The organism is Bradyrhizobium sp. YCK136 (assembly GCF_044570075.1).
GTDB classification, from domain to species: domain Bacteria; phylum Pseudomonadota; class Alphaproteobacteria; order Rhizobiales; family Xanthobacteraceae; genus Bradyrhizobium; species Bradyrhizobium diazoefficiens.
This window is the reverse complement of the sequence record NZ_CP172424.1, coordinates 6,322,146-6,338,075: the sequence shown is the minus strand read 5'-3', so window position 1 is coordinate 6,338,075 and position 15,930 is coordinate 6,322,146. Positions and strand designations below refer to the sequence as shown.

General features: G+C 63.8%; 16 protein-coding genes. 6 read left to right on the top strand and 10 right to left on the bottom strand.

Features of this window, described 5'->3' with window-relative positions; translation table 11 throughout:
• Nucleotides 1-55: 55 nt before the first annotated feature.
• The 4 genes from ACFLEY_RS30675 to ACFLEY_RS30660 all read right to left on the bottom strand — a co-directional run bounded on the left by ACFLEY_RS30675 (nt 56) and on the right by ACFLEY_RS30660 (nt 3,930).
• A complete protein-coding gene (locus tag ACFLEY_RS30675; RefSeq protein WP_028172222.1) occupies nt 56-484 on the bottom strand; it encodes a CBS domain-containing protein in 429 nt (142 codons plus the stop codon).
• A gap of 201 nt (nt 485-685) precedes the next feature.
• Nucleotides 686-2,008 (bottom strand): oxalate/formate MFS antiporter, encoded by a 1,323-nt coding sequence (gene oxlT, locus ACFLEY_RS30670; protein ID WP_028172221.1) that lies wholly within the window; start codon nt 2,006-2,008, stop codon nt 686-688.
• 250 nt (nt 2,009-2,258) lie between these two features.
• Nucleotides 2,259-3,545, bottom strand: a complete 1,287-nt coding sequence (oxlT, locus tag ACFLEY_RS30665) for an oxalate/formate MFS antiporter (RefSeq protein ID WP_060911226.1) — start codon at nt 3,543-3,545, stop codon at nt 2,259-2,261.
• Nucleotides 3,546-3,792: 247 nt separating this feature from the next.
• Nucleotides 3,793-3,930, bottom strand: coding sequence for a hypothetical protein (locus ACFLEY_RS30660; protein WP_165448147.1), 138 nt, complete (start codon nt 3,928-3,930; stop codon nt 3,793-3,795).
• A gap of 344 nt (nt 3,931-4,274) precedes the next feature.
• Here ACFLEY_RS30660 and ACFLEY_RS30655 point away from each other — a divergent pair, with 344 nt between their 5' ends.
• Nucleotides 4,275-5,606, top strand: coding sequence for an Hsp70 family protein (locus tag ACFLEY_RS30655; RefSeq protein ID WP_060911227.1), 1,332 nt, complete (start codon nt 4,275-4,277; stop codon nt 5,604-5,606).
• Between the two features lie 159 nt (nt 5,607-5,765).
• Here the strand turns inward: ACFLEY_RS30655 and ACFLEY_RS30650 are convergent, their stop codons facing one another.
• Together ACFLEY_RS30650 and ACFLEY_RS30645 are read right to left on the bottom strand one after the other, a co-directional pair.
• Nucleotides 5,766-6,209 carry an SRPBCC family protein gene (locus ACFLEY_RS30650; protein WP_060912999.1) on the bottom strand — a complete coding sequence of 148 codons (444 nt, stop codon included), beginning with the start codon at nt 6,207-6,209 and terminating at the stop codon, nt 5,766-5,768.
• Nucleotides 6,210-6,479: 270 nt separating this feature from the next.
• On the bottom strand, nt 6,480-6,677 hold the full coding sequence (locus ACFLEY_RS30645; RefSeq protein ID WP_028172218.1) for a hypothetical protein: 198 nt from the start codon (nt 6,675-6,677) through the stop codon (nt 6,480-6,482).
• 365 nt (nt 6,678-7,042) lie between these two features.
• On the opposite strand from ACFLEY_RS30645, the gene ACFLEY_RS30640 reads away from it, so the two are divergent.
• From ACFLEY_RS30640 to ACFLEY_RS30630, 3 genes are all read left to right on the top strand, one after another.
• Nucleotides 7,043-7,252 carry a cold-shock protein gene (locus tag ACFLEY_RS30640; protein ID WP_011085938.1) on the top strand — a complete coding sequence of 70 codons (210 nt, stop codon included), beginning with the start codon at nt 7,043-7,045 and terminating at the stop codon, nt 7,250-7,252.
• 98 nt (nt 7,253-7,350) lie between these two features.
• Nucleotides 7,351-7,593 carry a hypothetical protein gene (locus ACFLEY_RS30635; RefSeq protein ID WP_027546334.1) on the top strand — a complete coding sequence of 81 codons (243 nt, stop codon included), beginning with the start codon at nt 7,351-7,353 and terminating at the stop codon, nt 7,591-7,593.
• A gap of 157 nt (nt 7,594-7,750) precedes the next feature.
• Complete coding sequence (locus tag ACFLEY_RS30630; protein ID WP_011085939.1) at nt 7,751-7,975, top strand: hypothetical protein; 225 nt, start codon at nt 7,751-7,753, stop codon at nt 7,973-7,975.
• 43 nt (nt 7,976-8,018) lie between these two features.
• On the opposite strand, the gene ACFLEY_RS30625 is transcribed toward ACFLEY_RS30630, so the two are convergent.
• The 4 genes from ACFLEY_RS30625 to ACFLEY_RS30610 form a co-directional block, all read right to left on the bottom strand.
• The gene (locus ACFLEY_RS30625) at nt 8,019-8,201 is read right to left on the bottom strand and encodes a hypothetical protein (protein WP_028172216.1); all 183 of its coding nucleotides are present in this window, start codon (nt 8,199-8,201) and stop codon (nt 8,019-8,021) included.
• Between the two features lie 360 nt (nt 8,202-8,561).
• Nucleotides 8,562-9,839, bottom strand: a complete 1,278-nt coding sequence (gene frc / locus ACFLEY_RS30620) for a formyl-CoA transferase (RefSeq protein ID WP_011085940.1) — start codon at nt 9,837-9,839, stop codon at nt 8,562-8,564.
• Nucleotides 9,840-9,906: 67 nt separating this feature from the next.
• Entirely contained in the window at nt 9,907-11,640 is a 1,734-nt protein-coding gene (gene oxc / locus ACFLEY_RS30615; RefSeq protein WP_060911229.1) for an oxalyl-CoA decarboxylase, read from the bottom strand.
• A gap of 60 nt (nt 11,641-11,700) precedes the next feature.
• Entirely contained in the window at nt 11,701-12,396 is a 696-nt protein-coding gene (locus ACFLEY_RS30610; protein ID WP_161537124.1) for a GntR family transcriptional regulator, read from the bottom strand.
• A gap of 345 nt (nt 12,397-12,741) precedes the next feature.
• Here ACFLEY_RS30610 and ACFLEY_RS30605 point away from each other — a divergent pair, with 345 nt between their 5' ends.
• A complete protein-coding gene (locus tag ACFLEY_RS30605; RefSeq protein ID WP_060911230.1) occupies nt 12,742-14,871 on the top strand; it encodes an acetate--CoA ligase family protein in 2,130 nt (709 codons plus the stop codon).
• Nucleotides 14,872-15,035: 164 nt separating this feature from the next.
• Nucleotides 15,036-15,878 (top strand): IclR family transcriptional regulator, encoded by an 843-nt coding sequence (locus ACFLEY_RS30600; RefSeq protein ID WP_028172212.1) that lies wholly within the window; start codon nt 15,036-15,038, stop codon nt 15,876-15,878.
• The last annotated feature ends 52 nt before the right edge of the window (nt 15,879-15,930 follow it).

Below are 15,930 nucleotides of genomic sequence, written 5' to 3'. Positions count from 1 at the left end.
GGCGCGGTGGGATCCGAGCCGGGGCCGGTAGTCGCAGGGGAAGGGTCGTGGCGCTTTAAGCTGCTGCTTGCGGCGTGCCGTTGATCGCCTCGTCAACGGCAGCGGCGATGTCGCGCATGCTGATGACGGAGATGAGGCTGTAATCGTCGATCACGGGCAGGTGGCGGATGTGATGACGGTTCATCAGATGCCGCACGTGCTCGATCGTATCGCTCGAGGTGCAGGAGACGAGCTGCTGCACCGACACGAGCTGCGAGACCTTGACGTTGATGGCATTGGCGCCGTGCTCGGCGACGGCGCGCACCACGTCGCGCTCGGTGAACATGCCGACCGCGGTGTTGCCCTCGGAGCGGACCACGTCCTTCACCACGAGGGCGCTGATGTTGTTGGCGCGCATCAGCTTGGCGGCGATACCCACCGTTTCGTTCATTCGCACCGTGACAACGCGCGGCGTCTTCTTGCGCAGAATGTCTCCGACCAGCATTGCAACCTCCCTAGGTGAATGACGAGGTAAGTGTGGTATACATAATGCCAATCGTCAAGCGTTGGATTTGGCGGATCCGAAAAATCTTGCGACAGCATTATTGACGTTTGCGGTGCCTCCGGCCTCGGCCAAAAAACCTTGGCCAAAAAGAAAGGGGCGCATTCTGCGCCCCTTTTTCAACCGTGCAAAGTGTGTGGCTTGTCACGCCGTCTCGGTCTTGGCGTCGCCCGTTGCAGGGCTTGCGCTCTCGGCTTCCTTGCCGAGGATGAAGGAGCGGCGCAGCGGCTTGATCACGAACAGCGCCGTCAGCGCCGCCGTCGCGTTCAAGGCGACAGCGACCACGAACACGGCCTTCCAGCCGTACGTTGCCGAGATCACGCTTGCGAGCGGAACGAGCAGGGAGGCGGTGCCCTTCGCGGTGTAGAGCATGCCGTTGTTGGTGGTCGCGAACTTCGAGCCGAAAGTGTCGCCGCAGGTCGCGGGGAACAGCGAGTAGATCTCGCCGAACACGCCGAAGTAAATGGCGGTCGCGAGCACGAACACGATCGGAACGTGGCCGTAGGCCGACAGCGTCAGCAGCATCACTGCGGCGGTGCCGAAGGCGATGAACATGGTGTGCTCGCGGCCGATCGTGTCGGAGACCCAGCCGAAGAACGGACGTCCGAACCCGTCGAAGATGCGGTCGAGCGAGATCGCGAAGGTCAGCGCCGCCATCTGGAAGCCGGCGAGCGTCACCGGCGTGTCGGCGATCTTGAAGTCGTGTGCGATCGGGCCGATCTGCGCCGCGGTCATCAGGCCGCCGGAAGCGACCATGACGAAGACGAGGTACATCACCCAGAAAATAGGGGTGCGCAGCACTTGCGGCGGGGTGAAGTCGATCTTGGTCTGCGGCAGGTTGAGCTGCTTCTTCTTCGGCGGGATCGAGATCCGCGGCGGCTGGATGAAGAAGGCGAGCACGAAGACGATCAGGCCCTGGCCGATGCCGAAGGTGAAGAACGCGCTCTGATAGCCGCTTGCGGCGATCATGGTCGCGATCGGCACGATGGTGAGCGCGGCGCCCGCGCCGAAGCCGGCGGCCGTCGCGCCGGCGGCGAGGCCGCGGCGGTCGGGAAACCATTTCAGCGCGTTGCCGACGCAGGTGCCGTAGACGGCGCCCGCGCCCATGCCGCCGACGATCGCGGCCGCATAGAGCAGGGTGAGCGAGTCGGCGTAGGAGTTGAGCACCCAGGACAGCGCGATCATCACGCCGCCGAACATGATGACGATGCGGGGGCCGTACTTGTCGACGAACCAGGCCTCGACCGGCACCAGCCAGGTTTCGGTGACGACGAAGATGGTGAAAGCGAGCTGGATCGCGGCGCGTCCCCAATGGTGGGCCGCATCGATCGGATCGACGAACAGCGTCCAGCCATATTGCAGGTTGGCGATCATCGCCATGCAGACGATGCCCATGGCAAGCTGGAACCAACGGAAACCTGTGCGAAGAGGCGCGGCCGTGACGGCGCCGTCCGTGCTGGAAATCATCAAGAACCTCCCAACGCGCTTGTCTGGTCGACACCGGTTGCCAAGATGACCTGATGTCGCAAATATTGTGGCTTATCGTCGCAAGCGCGGCCCAAAGCTTGGTATACCATATCCCAGAATGCAAGCCCAATCTTGGCTTGCCCGTTACAAAATCGGCAGTTCCGTTCGGACACGGGTTCCGAATCCTCAAAACGAAAACGCCCGGCCATGAGGCCGGGCGTCCCGTCGGAATGAAGTGTGGTGAAGCGCGTCAGACCGTGGACTTCGCTACCACGACCTTGCGCCAGGGCTTGAGCACCGCGATCGCCAGCGCCGAAGCCATGATGTTGGCGCCGGCTGCGATGATGAACACGCTGTCCCAGGTCCCTGACGACTGCTGCATGTAATTGGCGATCGGAACCAGCAGCGCGGCCGTGCCCTTTGCGGTGTAGAGCAGGCCCGCATTGGTGGTCGCGAACTTGGCGCCGAACGTGTCGGTGCAGGTCGAGGGGAACAGCGAGTAGATCTCACCCCAGGCGAAGAACACGAAGCCCGAGAGCAGCACGAACCAGATGGGATCGTGGCCCCAGAGGTAGAGCATCCAGATGCCAACACCTTCCATGCCGAAGGCAATGAACATCGTGTTCTCGCGGCCGATCATGTCGGAGATCCAGCCGAAGAACGGACGCGTCAGCCCGTTGAGCACGCGGTCGATCGTGGCTGCGAAGGTCACCGCGGTCATCGTCACCGCCATCAGCGTCACCGGAACGCTGTCGACCTTCCAGTCAACCGCGATGGGCTTCAAATTGGCCGTCACCATCAGGCCGCCGGCGCCGACGATCACGAACATGAAGTACATCAGCCAGAAGATCGGCTGACGCAGCACCTCGGTCGGCTGGTAGTTGCGACGCGTCTGCACCAGCGTGGCGTTCGCCACGACGACCGGCACCTGGCCAGGCTTCGGCGCCAGCAGGAAGAAGGCGAGGATGCAGATGATGAGGCCTTGCCCGAGGCCGAAATACAGGAAGGTGGTCTGGAAGCCACTGTCCTTGATCATGGCCTGGATCGGCGCGACGGTCAGCGCGGAGCCCGCACCGAAGCCGGCCGCCGTGATGCCCGCAGCGAGACCGCGCTTGTCGGGAAACCATTTCAGCGCGTTGCCGACGCAGGTGCCATAGACGCCGCCGGCGCCGATGCCCGCGATGATCATGCCGAGATAGTAGCCGTTGAGCGTGGTGGCCTGTCCGTTGATCGCCCAGCCCATGGCGCAGAGCACGCCGCCGACCAGCACGACGATGCGCGGACCGTATTTGTCGACGAACCAGCCTTCGACCGGCACCAGCCAGGTCTCGAACAGCACGAAGAGAGTAAAGGCCCATTGGATCGACGCGCGATCCCAGCCGAACTTTTTCTGGATGTCGGGGACGAAGAACGTCCAGCCATATTGATAGTTGGCGATCATCACCATCGCCGCTACACCGATCGCCAATTGCGCCCAGCGATACGTGTCGCTAACGCGCGCGGTTGTAGGGGCCGTTGCCTGCACCATGTCCGTCATAAAGCCTCCCGTGGCGCCTCTAATTTTTCTGCGAGCGCTGGAGAGGCATTCTTGTATTCATTATGCCAAGGTTCAAGCGCTGGTCCGGTCACCGTGCGCAAATGCCGCAGGACCCTTCTCCGGCCGCGGCAGTGACTCAGGACAGCACAAGTAGAAATGGCCCCGTCCTGCGGGGCCATTCATCAAAAGTAGCATGTCGACACCTGTGAAACCGGCGTGCGGCTTCCGCGGCGCAGGAAGCGCGCGCTTACAGGCCGAAACGCGGCAGGTCGCCGTTGTGATTCGAGATCTCGGCGCTGGCCATCAGGAAGCGGTCGACCGCGGCCATGAAACGCGCGAACAGGGTGGAGGAGGGGGCGAGAGCGACGGAAGCGGTCTTGGACATCGGAATTCCTTTCTTGAGACGGTCAGTAGCGCTGTCTCATTTCGAAAGGGAATTTATGTATACCAGATGCCAATGTCCATGCATGCCATTGCATAGCAGCATGCGCCATCCCGCATTGCAACATAATATTCCGTTAAAGGGACCGTACCGGGCTTAAAATTGCTGGAAGGGCGGCCGAAACGAGCTGCCGGCTCCGAAATGCCCCAGTTTGCCGCCGCAACTGGCTTAAACGGTCGCCCCACGGGCACGAATTCCGGCGGGGGCAAGCCGCGGGCCGGGTCTTGGCACGGCAAGTCAAAGCCGCTAGTGGTCTGCCCCCTTCCAATCATCTGTCAGAGTGGTTCATGTCGAGCGCCTCGCCCGCCGTCTCGATCGGCATCGATTTTGGGACCAGCAATACGGTCGTCGCCCTCGCGGCGGACGACCGCCGGGTCGAGGCCATCCGCTTCGATCACGGCGGACAGCGACACAGCGTCTTTGTGTCGGCCCTGTGCTTCTGGGAGGACCGGCCGGGAGCCGGCGCCCAGGCCGAGGGCGGCCCGTGGGCGATCGAGCAGTTTCTCGAAGGACGCCACGTCTACCGCTTCCTCCAGTCGTTCAAGACCTTCGCCGCGAGCAGCAGCTTCAACACCACCCAGGTGTTCCGGCAGCGCTTCAAGTTCGAGGATATTCTGGCGGCGTTCCTGCGGACGCTGGCGCGCCATGGCGGCGACCGGTTCGGCTTCGAGACGTCAACGATCACGGTCGGTCGTCCCGTGCGCTTCGCCGGCGGCAATCCCGACGAGGCGCTGGCGATGCAGCGCTACCGGGCCGCGTTCGAGCGCCTGGGCGCCGGCCACGCGCGCTATGTCTACGAGCCCGTGGGCGCCGCGTTCTCCTTCGCCCGCCGCCTGGAGCGCGATGCCACCGTATTGGTCGCGGATTTCGGCGGCGGTACCAGCGACTTCTCCGTGATGCGCTTCTCGCGCAAAGGCGGCGCCTTGCGCGCCGAGCCGCTCGGTCATGCCGGCATCGGCATTGCGGGCGATACGTTCGATTACCGCATCGTCGACCACGTCGTCTCGCCGCGGCTCGGCAAGGGCTCCAGCTTCCGCTCGTTCGACAAGGTGCTCCCGGTTCCCAGCGGCCACTACACCAACCTCGCGCGTTGGCATCAGCTCGCGATGATGAAGAGCAACGGCGATCTGCGCGAGCTCCGCGAGCTTGCGCGCAGCGCGCTGAAGCCGGAGCTGCTCGAGGATTTCATCACCATCGTGGATCTCGACCTCGGCTTTTCGCTGTACCGCGCGGTGTCGAACGCCAAGGTCGCGCTGTCGGCGCAGGATCAGGTGGACTTCCGTTTCAAGGGCGGCGGCGTCGACATCGGCTCGACCATCACGCGGAAGAATTTTGAATCCTGGATTGCCGACGATATCGCCAGGCTGGGGGCGACCGTCGACAAGGTGCTGGGCGAAGCCCGCATCACCGCGCGCGAGGTGGAGAAGGTGTTTCTGACCGGCGGCACATCGTTCGTCCCCGGCGTCCGAAAGCTGTTCGCCGACCGGTTCGGCGCCGAGCGGCTGATGTCGGGCGACCAGTTCGAGTCGATCGCCTACGGCCTCGCGCTGATCGGACACAGTCCAGATCCCGATCGCTGGACCGCAGACGGTGGGCTGGCGCCGAAGGCGGGCGGGTAGGGCACCCTCGGCCTTCATGGTTCGAGACGCGCCGTGAGGCGGCGCTCCTCACCATGAGGGACTAAGACTTCGCCGCGAAGCACGACCTCATCCTGAGGAGCCCGCCAAAGCGGGCGTCTCGAAGGATCGGCCGCAAGGAAGCTCCCCACCCGGTCATTGCTATTGCTTGATGTCGGGCTCGACGAGCTTCGCGAGATTCCGTAGCGATTCCTGCCAGCCGAGATAGCAGGCTTCGGGCGGGATGAGGTCCGGAATGCCGGCCTGCGTGATGTCCACCTCGGTGCCGACCGAGACTTTCTTCAGCAGCACGGTCACCTGAATTTCGCCGGGCAGATTGGGGTCGTCGAACTTGTCGGTGTAGCGTAGGCGTTCGCCGGGAACGAGCTCGAGATATTCGCCGCCGAAGGCGTGGCTGTTGCCCGTCGTAAAGTTCCGAAACGACATCTTGAACGTGCCCCCGACCCTCGGCTCGAAATGATGCACGGTGCAGGTGAAGCCGTTCGGCGGAAGCCATTTTGCCAGCGCATCGGCCTCGAGGAAGGCGCGATAGACTTTCTCGGGGCTGGTCGTGAGAACGCGGTGCAGGCGGACAGTGCTGGGCATGTTCATTCATCCTCTTGCATTGGCGGGCGCGACATCAACGTCTGTTGCCCGTTCATGATACGAGGACGAGCAAGACGTCGTTGACCCGACAGGACATCCCGATTTTTTTGAGGGGGGCTGGCCGTATGTTCCACACTGCGGCGATATCCTGCGGCGTTGCCGCAATTCTGCCCACGCATCTGCACTGACGTTCCGGCGGGATTCGACCGGGCGGCTTTTCACCGCGGCGAATTGACCAGCTCTATCCCGCGAAACCCCGATATCGCTGCGTTACGTCGGCGCCCTCAGGCCCGGAGAGCTGAGCCACGCGTCGATCTGGATGGCCGTCTCGTCCTGCCGCACCCTTCGCAGCAGCATCTCGCGGCGCCGGCCGGGAGGGAGTAAGCGGGCCTCGTCGCGCAGACGGCCGACCTCATTGACGAGCCGCTGTTTCAGAGTTTGACTTTGTTTGAAGCGACGCCGTTCCATGGAAGTGCTCCCCTTGTTCGGATGGGGGCGGGAGCGCGACTGGCGTTCTCATCACCGGTAGAAGCCACGGGCCGGGCGGTGATGAGGAAGCATCCCACAAATCCGTGGCGTGTATGTCTACTAAGACACGTTGTTCGCCCGGAAGTGTCGCGAGCTTCAACCGTTCCGCCGGAGCCGGCGCGCAATTAAATCCGGTCCAAGCCTTGTAACTGACCGTGATGGGGTATAGCCTCTCGCCATTCGTTCAGCCGCTGTGCCTTGTTGAATGCGCCCGCGGGCTCCTTTTTCCAGAGACATCGACGAATTGAATCGATTCTGCGTGAGCGTCACGCGGGTTACGCGCATGCGCGCTTTGGAGAAGAACAATGCCGACAGGTACAGTGAAGTGGTTTAACGGCCAGAAGGGCTTTGGATTCATTCAGCCCGACGACGGCGGCAACGACGTGTTCGTTCACGTCAGCGCGGTCGAGCGGGCTGGTCTTTCGGGTCTCGCCGAGGGCCAAAAGGTCAACTTCGAGGCCAAGACCGACAAGATGCGGGGCAAGGTCAGCGCTGAGAATCTCTCGCTGGCCTAAGCTCTCCAGTGCCGTTTCACGGATGTACTGAAACGGCCATGCGACCCGCTCGATCCCTGGATTGAGCGGGTTTTGTCCGTTGCCAAGCAGGGTGGAAGATGAGCGCCAGGAAATCGGCAGAACCTTCGCCCGCAGGCATCGCGCGTTCCAACCGCCAACGCCTGGCGGCTGAAGAGGGCGCGCGCGCGATGGCGGATGCCGAACGGCAGTCCGCCGAACTCCGCAAGAACATGGCGCGGCTACGCGAGTTGCGGGAGGCCAAGGAAGCGGCCGACGCGGATATTCGCGCGTCGTTGCCAGCGCCTGTGCCGAAGAAGCGCGCGCGGAAATCGCCGCGCTAGAGCGTTTTCGAGCGAAGTGGATACCGGTTCGCGGCAGGAAAACGCGTCAAGACAAGAATCTAGAGCCCCGTTCCGATTCCATCGGAACGGGAAAGGCTCTAGTCGGGCTCGATAGCGCCGACGATCATTTCCGAGAGGGCCGGTCACATGCCAAAGAGTGCGGATCGTGCCTAGGATCAAGCCGGATGGCGGCGGCACAATCACCTTTTTCCTCGCGCTTGGCGCGGGTCGTCAGATGTGCCGGCTTGCCACCACGTTTCAGACGCAGAAACAGGCCTTCAGCTATCTTCAGAAGTACCGGACCGAGTTCGAGCGTATCGCGCGGATACGGCTGGCGTCCGGCGAACTTGAAGACGGGATCGTCGTGCTCTCGATGCTATAGGCCAGGCGCGGGCGCCGATCGTGACGCGCCCCTTCAGCCGCCCCTATTCGGAGCGATCACTCGGCTTGGTCTCGCGGGCCAATCGCTCCGCCTTCAGCCGCTCACGGTTCTCGTTGAGGGCGTGCTGGTCCTTCGCATAGTCGCTCATCGGCTTGTGCGTGTTGGCGGGCTTGAACGCCTTGTTGGCTTCACGCTTGGCGCGATCAGAGGATTGATGTCTCAACATATCGACCTCGTTTGATCAACGGGCGTGGTCCCGGCAAGTGCTGGACGCGACGCCTCCCGCTCGCAAGCTGAGATGGGTCGACTTGTCACCCTCGGGACGAGGAGGACAATTCTTCAGCGTTGGACAGGTATTCTGCGAGGCGCCTGGTCACTCGCTGTGGAGGCGGCTCGCTCGCATTTCCGCGAGCGCGCCGGCAAAAGAATAACGGCCGGCGGCCGCATTTGTTCCCCCGGACCCATCCTCAATTCGGTGTCGGCTGGTTCATCGCAGCAAGCGTGCCGATTGCGGGATGCAGTCCCTCTCGCCACCAACAAAAAGGCCGCCGAAACCGGCGGCCTTTCGTGTCTCTGGTCGAACCGCTTACTCGGCGGCCTGCTTCTGCGGCGGGGCGAGCGCGCCGGACTTGTGGATGTCGGCGACCTGGTGATCCGAGAAGCCGAGCACGCTGCGCAGGATCTCGTCGGTGTGCTCGCCGAGCAGCGGGGAGCGCTGCACGTCGCTCGGGGAATCCGACAGCTTGATCGGGTTGCCGACCGAGATGTACTTGCCGCGGGTCGGGTGGTCGACCTCGACCACGGTGCCGGTCGCGCGCAGCGACTGGTCCTCGGCGATCTCCTTCATCGACAGGATCGGGCCGCAGGGGATGTCGTCCTTGTTGAGGATTTCCATCGCCTCGAACTTGGTCTTGGTCATCGTCCACTGCTCGATGCGGGCGAAGATCTCGTTCAGCCGCGGCAGGCGGGCCGCCGGCTTGGCGTAGTTCGGGTCGGTCTTCCAGGTCGGCTCGCCGATCACGTCGCAGATCTTCTCCCAGACCGGCGCCTGGGTGATGAAGTAGATGTAGGCGTTGGGATCGGTCTCCCAGCCCTTGCACTTCAGGATGCGACCGGGCTGGCCGCCACCGGAGTCGTTGCCGGCGCGCGGCACGGCATCGCCGAACGGAATGCCCTCGCCGAACTGGCTGTATTCCCTAAGCGGGCCGTGGGCGAGGCGCTGCTGGTCGCGCAGTTTGACGCGGGCGAGGTTGAGCACGCCGTCCTGCATCGCGGCGGTGACGCGCTGGCCCTTGCCCGAATGCGTGCGCTGATAGAGCGCGGTGACGATGCCGAGCGCCAGATGCAGGCCGGTGCCGGAATCACCGATCTGCGCGCCGGTCACGAGCGGCAGGCCGTCGCGGAAGCCGGTGGTGGAGGCGGCGCCGCCGGTGCACTGCGCGACGTTCTCATAGACCTTGCAGTCCTCGTACGGTCCGGGACCGAAGCCCTTGATCGAGGCGACGATCATCTTCGGGTTGATCTGCTGGATCTTCTCCCAGGGGAAGCCCATGCGGTCGAGCACGCCGGGGCCGAAGTTTTCGACCAGCACGTCGCACTTCTTGATCAGCTCGGTGAGGACTTCCTTGCCCTTGGGGTTCTTGGTGTCGAGCGTGATCGAACGCTTGTTGTGGTTCAGCATGGTGAAATACAGGCTGTCCACGTTCGGGATGTCCTGCAACTGGCCGCGGGTGATGTCACCCACGCCCGGGCGTTCAACCTTGATCACGTCGGCGCCGAACCAGGCGAGCAGCTGCGTGCAGGTCGGTCCGGACTGGACGTGGGTGAAGTCGAGAATGCGAACGCCCGTGAGCGCTTTGGTCATCGTATTGCTCCGTATATACTCTGTCTGCCCCTGCACCCGCAGGGAGTAATGGGTTGAAGGGGAGGACTTACTTCTTCTTCTGCAGGACGCTCTGCGGATTGAGATTGCCGATGCGGCCGCTCTCCGAGCCTGCGGCCGGATCGATCACCGCGTTGATGAGCGTCGGCTTGCGTGAAGCCATCGCCTCGTTGACGGCGCGCTTGAGCTCGTCGGGCGAGGTGGCATTCACGCCGACGCCGCCGAAGGCTTCCATCATCTTGTCGTAGCGCGCGCCCTTGACGAACACGGTCGTCGCGGGATCCGCGTTGACGCTGTTGACGTCGGTGCCGCGATAGATGCCGTCATTGTTGAAGATGACGACGCAGATCGGGAGGTTGTAGCGGCAGATGGTCTCGACCTCCATGCCGGAGAAGCCGAATGCGCTGTCGCCTTCCACCGCGAGCACGGGGTGGCCGGTCTCCAGCGCGGCCGCAATCGCCTGGCCCATGCCGATGCCCATCACGCCCCAGGTGCCGACGTCGAGACGCTTGCGCGGCTTGTACATGTCGATGACGCCGCGGGCGAGGTCGAGCGTGTTGGCGCCTTCGTTGACGAGGATCGCCTCGGGATGATCCTTGATGACGTTCTTCAGCACGCCGAGCGCGCCGTGATAGTCCATCGGCGACTTGTTGTTCATGAGCTTCGGCGCCATCTTGGCGACGTTCTCTTCGCGCTTGGATGAAATCGCCTTGGTCCAGTCGGCCGGCGGGGCGGTCCAGCCCGAAGCCATCGCCTGATTGAAGGCGGAGACGACCGAGCCGATGTCGCCGACGACGGGCGCGACGATCTCGACGTTGGAGTCCATTTCCCGCGGCTCGATGTCGACCTGGATGAACTTCTTGGGCGCTTCGCCCCAGCTCTTGCCCTTGCCGTGCGAGAGCAGCCAGTTCAGCCGCGCGCCGATCAGCATGACGACGTCGGATTCCTTCAGCACCGTCGAGCGAGCCGCGCCGGCGCACTGCGGATGCGTGTCGGGGAGGAGGCCCTTGGCCATGCTCATCGGCAGGAACGGTACGCCGCTCTTCTCGACGAAGCTCTTGATCTCCTCATCGGCCTGCGCGTAGGCCGCGCCCTTGCCGAGGATGATGAGCGGACGCTTTGCGCCCTTGAGCACGTCGAGCGCGCGCTTGACCGACGCGGGCGAGGGGATCTGCGCGGGTGCTGCGTCGATCACCTTGACCAGTGATTTCTGGCCGGCCTCGGCGTTCATCACCTGGCCGAACAGCTTGGCCGGCAGGTCGAGATAGACGCCGCCCGGACGGCCCGAGACCGCGGCGCGGATGGCGCGGGCAAAGCCGATGCCGATGTCCTGGGCGTGCAGCACGCGATAGGCCGCCTTGCACAGCGGCTTCGCAATCGCGAGCTGGTCCATTTCCTCGTAGTCGCCTTGCTGGAGGTCGACGATCTCGCGCTCCGAGGAGCCCGAGACCAGGATCATCGGGTAGCAGTTGGTGGTCGCATGCGCGAGCGCGGTGAGACCGTTGAGGAAGCCGGGCGCGGAGACCGTGAGGCAGACGCCGGGCTTCTTGGTGAGGTAGCCGGCAATGCCCGCGGCATAGCCGGCGTTCTGCTCGTGGCGGAAGGAGATCACGCGAATGCCTGCGGCCTGCGCCATGCGGCCCAAGTCCGTGATCGGGATGCCCGGCACATTATAGATGGTGTTGATGCCGTTCAGCTTGAGCGCGTCGATGACGAGATGGAAGCCATCCGTCAATTCCTGCTCGGTGCCCGGTGCCTCGGACTTGGTCGCGGTGTTCAGCATGGGCCTTGTCTCCCTGGTCTCAATACTGGGGCGAATGTTTCGCCCTTCTGGTGAACGTTGCTAGGTAAAGAGTTCCTGACCGTGCGCTTCGACGTAAGCGGCAAGGCCAAGGGTGTGGTCGCGGGCGCGCTTCTCGGCGAGCTCGGTGTCGCGCGCTTCCAGTGCTTCGATCATGCCGAGATGCTCGGGCAGCGAGGTCGCGGTGCGGTCCTTGCGTCCGATGGTCAGCTGCCGGTAGCCGCGCACGTGCAGCAGCAGGTCGTTGGTGAGATCGACCAGCACGGGGGATTCCGACAGCGAGATCAGCGCCTGGTGGAAGGCGATGTTGGCGCGCGAATATTCCTCGACGTGATCCTCGGGCAGGCGGTCCTTGCCGAAGTCCTTGAAGAAGTCGCGCAGCGCCGTGATGTCCTTCTTGCGCGCGGTGGTGGTGATGAGGCGGGCCGCCATGCTCTCCAGCGCCGCCCAGGCGCGGATCATGTCGACGATCTCGCTCTTGGTCCGGCGCACCACCATGATGCCGCGGCGCGGAACCGTCTTCACGAATCCGTCCTGCTCGAGCATCGCGATCGCTTCGCGGATCGGTGTGCGGCTGACACCCAGGCGCTCGGACAGCGCGCGCTCGTCGAGCATCACCGGCTCGGGCGTCGAGTAGATGTCCATCTTGAGGATGGCTTCCTTCAAGGCGTCATACGCCTTGTTCTTGAAGCTGCTCTCCGGGGCAATACGAACGATTGCGATATCTGCCTCGGCCATGTTCGGCAACGCCTTGGTTGGTTTCCGCAGTGACACGACGAATCTCCTCCAGTGGGAGTCGTCTTTTACAGGATTATTAACGGGAAAGTTTTTGGCATACCACATGCCAGAATGTCAAGCTGCCTATTTTTTGCGGCGTTCCAGGGGCGCCGCAGCTTGACAAATTGGCTTCTGGCATACCAAATGCCATCGCCAGCCATTTTTGATCCAAGCGGGCGGAGTAATCTCGGGCTTTATGCCACTCCGTTCCGCCGCATGGAACAGAGCGCGGCGAATGGCAAGCATCACGGGCAGCCGCAATACGCGCGCTTTGCAAAGAACGAACCAGGTCAAGGGAGAAGCCACATGTCCAATTCCAAAGATGCCGTCCGCAAGGTGCTCGACCAGGTCAAGGCGGACAACCGCACGAGCCTGACGGCGCCGGAAGGCAAGCTGGTCTGCGACGCCTACGGCATTCCGGTGCCGGAGGAGGGCGTGGCAAGGTCGGCAGGCGAGGCCGGCAAGATGGCCGCCTCGATGGGCTTCCCAGTGGTGATGAAGATCGTCTCGCCGGACATTCTCCATAAGACCGAAGCCGGCGGCGTCATCGTCGGCCTCAAGACGGCGGAGGATGCCGAGAAGGCCTACGAGACCATTCTCGGCAACGCCAAGAAGTACAAGGCCGATGCCAAGATCGAGGGCGTCCAGGTGCAGCAGATGCTGGCCGGCGGCACTGAGGTCATCGTCGGCTCGATCACCGACGGCTCGTTCGGCAAGCTGGTAGCCTTCGGCCTCGGCGGCGTGCTGGTCGAAGTGCTGAAGGACATCACCTTCCGCCTCGCGCCCGCGACCAAGGAAGACGCGCTCTCGATGCTCGACGGCATCCAGGCCCATGAGATCCTGAAGGGCGTGCGCGGCGGCGAGCCCGTGAACCGCACGGCGCTTGCCGACGTCATCGTCAAGGTCTCGCAGCTCGTCACCGATTTCCCTGAAATCGTCGAGCTCGACCTCAATCCGGTGTTCGCGACGGCGAAGAGCGCGATTGCGGCCGACGTGCGTATCGTCGTCGACTTCGCCTATGTGCCCAAGCCGAAGCCGCGCCCGACCGAAGAGATCGTAGCTGCCATGAGCCGCATCATGCAGCCGAAGGCGGTCGCCGTGGTCGGCGCCTCCGCCGAGGACGGCAAGATCGGCAACTCCGTGATGAAGAACCTCATCAACGGCGGCTACAAGGGCGACATCTATCCGATCCATCCCAAGGCCACCGAGATCCTCGGCTACAAGGCCTACAAGAGCGTCAAGGACGTGCCGGGTGTGATCGACACGGCGGTGTTCGCGATTCCCGCGAAGTTCGTGGCTGCTGCGCTGACCGAATGCGGCGAGAAGAAAATTCCGGGTGCGGTGCTGATCCCGTCGGGCTTCGCCGAGGCCGGCGCGCCGGAGCTGCAGGCCGAGATCGTCGAGGTCGGCAAGAAGTACGACATCCGCCTGATGGGGCCGAACATCTACGGCTTCTACTATACGCCGGCCAATCTCTGCGCGACCTTCTGCACCGCCTACGACGTCAAGGGCCACGCGGCGCTGTCGTCGCAGTCGGGCGGCATCGGCATGGCCATCATCGGCTTCTCGCGCTCGGCCAAGATGGGCGTCTCGGCGATCGTCGGCCTCGGCAACAAGTCGGATATCGACGAGGACGATCTGCTCGCCTTCTTCGAGCAGGATCCCAACACCAACCTGATCGCGCAGCACTGCGAGGACCTCAAGGACGGCCGTGCCTTCGCGGAAGCCGCCAAGCGCGTCTCCAAGAAGAAGCCGGTCGTCGTGCTCAAGGCCGGCCGCACCTCGGCCGGCGCCAAGGCGGCGTCCTCGCACACCGGCGCGCTCGCCGGTAACGACAAGATCTACGAGGACGTCCTGGCGCAGTCCGGCGTGATCCGCGCCCGCAGCTTGCGCCAGCTGCTCGAATTCGCCCGCGGCGTGCCGGTGCTGCCGACGCCGAAGGGCGAGAACGTGCTGATCATCACCGGTGCGGGCGGCTCGGGCGTGCTGCTGTCGGACTCCTGCGTCGACAACGGCCTGTCGCTGATGTCGATGCCGCCGGATCTGGATGCGGCCTTCCGCAAGTTCATCCCGCCGTTCGGCGCGGCCGGAAATCCTGTGGATATCACCGGTGGCGAGCCGCCGATCACCTACGTCAACACGGTGAAGCTCGGCCTGTCGGACGAGCGCATCCATTCGCTGATCCTCGGCTACTGGCACACCATCGTCACCCCGCCGATGGTGTTCGCCCGCAACATGGTCGAGGTGAAGAAGGAGATGGAGGCCAAGGGCTTCGTGAAGCCGATTGTGGCCTCGCTCGCCGGCGACGTCGAGGTCGAGGAAGCCGCCGAATATCTCTACCAGAACGGCATCCCGGCCTACGCCTATTCGACCGAACTGCCGGTCGAGGTCCTGGGTGCCAAGTACAAGTGGGCGCGCGGGGCAGGGCTGCTCTGAGCGTTATCTCTGACGTCATCCCGGGGCGACGCGAAGCGTCGAACTATGGTGCGCACTTGCGCACCTGAGGATCTCGAGATTCCGGGTCTGGTACGCCAGGCCCGCGCTGCGCGCAGTCCCGGCGCACCATCCCGGAATGACGGATGCACAAGCGGCAGGTCGCGATGAGCAAGAACGTGATCCGGCGCAAATCGCTCGAGCCCAGGTCGCCTTCGGAGGCCGACCATGACGCACGCGACGGCGGCGTGCAGTCCGTCGACCGCGCGCTGTCGATCCTCGAGACGCTGGCCGAAGACGACGAGGGCTATCGCCTCAGCGACCTCGCCGTGCGCACCGGCCTGTCGGCCTCCACCGTCCATCGCCTGCTGGCAACGCTGGAAAGCCGCCGCTTCGTGCAGTTCGACCGCGCCGAATCCAAATGGCATGTCGGCGTGCGCGGCTTCACGGTGGGCGCGAGCTTTGCCCGGCGGCGTAATTTCTCCACGCAGGCGATTCCCTATTTGCGCAAGCTGCGCGATCTCACCCGCGAGACCGCTAATCTCGCCGTCGTCGACGATGAGTTCATCATCGTGCTGACCCGCATGGAGAGCCGCGAGATCATGCGCTCGCTGACCCAGGTCGGCGGCCGCGTCGCCATGGTGACGTCGGGCGTCGGCAAGGCGGTGCTCGCAACCTATTCCGACGAGGACGTCGGCGCCGTCATCCGCCATCACGGCATGCCACGCCTGACCGAGAAATCGATCGTGCGGCCGAGCGACCTGTTCAAGGAGCTCGCGACGATCCGCAAGCAGGGCTTTGCGATCGATGACGAAGAGGCCTGCATGGGCCTGCGCTGTATTGCCGCAGTCGTCTACAACGACTGCGCCGAGCCGCTGGCGGCGATCTCCGTCTCCGGCATGACCAGCCGTCTGACCGACGACAGGCTGCCGGAAATCGGGCGAATTGTGCGCGATGTCGCCGGTGAGCTGACGGTTGCGCTCGGCGGGGTGATGCCGAACTCCCGCTGAAGGATCACCGGCGCCGTCGCTGGACAGCATCGGCCGTTTTGGCTGATATGCG